This window comes from Sphingomonas pollutisoli (genome assembly GCF_029167165.1).
Taxonomy (GTDB): Bacteria; Pseudomonadota; Alphaproteobacteria; order Sphingomonadales; family Sphingomonadaceae; genus Sphingomonas; species Sphingomonas pollutisoli.
Map to the genome: position 1 here is coordinate 1 of NZ_JARFNJ010000049.1, position 1,001 is coordinate 1,001.

Annotated in this window: 1 protein-coding gene; it reads left to right on the forward strand. The window is 65.1% G+C overall.

What is annotated here, in order from left to right; translation table 11 throughout:
• The coding region (locus PX554_RS26495) for a site-specific integrase (protein ID WP_476712855.1) at positions 1-753 on the forward strand (753 nt) is incomplete at its 5' end.
• Positions 754-1,001 lie beyond the last annotated feature (248 nt).

Genomic DNA, 1,001 nt, shown 5'->3' on the forward strand with positions numbered 1-1,001 from the left:
GTCGAGCGCGACAAGGCGCGGGGGCTCAACATCCGCGCGCTGCTCGAGAGTTGTGGCGAGGATCTGCCGGGGCTGCGGGATCGGGCGTTGCTGTCGGCGGCCTATGACACCGGACTGCGCGCGTCCGAGCTGGTGGCGGTCGCCTTCGAGCACATCGACGAAGCCATCGATCCGGATGCGCGACTGCTGCAGATCCTGCGCCACAAGGGCGATGAGGACGGGGAGGGGGCGACCGCTTACCTCAGCCCGCGCACCGTCGCGGCGCTCGCGGCTTGGAGTGAAGCGGCCGAGATCACGACGGGGCCGCTGTTTCGCCGGGTGCAGGTGCGGCGCTACAAGGCACGCGCCGCCGTGCGCGGTCGGCCGATCGACAGCATCTCGGGCCGCGAGACCTGGGATCTGCGCAAGACGCTTTCCAAGCCCGCCGTGAAGGCTCGTGTCGAATATGACATCGGCACGGTCGCGCTGCATCCGGGCTCGATCGGGCCGATCTTCCGGTCGATCATCCAGCGGGCGTTTGATCTCGGCGCGCTGCCCGATCTGACCGCCGATGATCTCGCCCGGCTGCTCAAAGGGATCAGCGCGCACTCGACGCGGATCGGGCTCAACCAGGACCTGTTCGTGACCGGCGAAGACCTGGCGGGCATCATGGATGCGCTGCGGTGGAAGAGCCCGCGCATGCCGCTCGCCTACAACCGCAATCTCGCGGCCGAGCAGGGAGCGGCAGGAAGGCTCATGAAGAAGATTGAGTAATCTGAGCCGAGATCCAGAGAGCCATGCCGGCAGAGAATTGCGGGCAGGGGAAACAGTGGCGTTGTAGCGACCTATCGTCAGGCGATCGATCGTGAAGCGAGATCGCTGGCCGTGTGCTGCTTCGCCGCATCAACCTTGCGCTCGGAATATCGATCGACAAGCTGGTCTGCATAGCTGTAGCGGCTTGCAATGATGATCGCCCGGAACTGCAATAAATGGTAGTTTCCGGCCCACTTTGCGTGAGACGT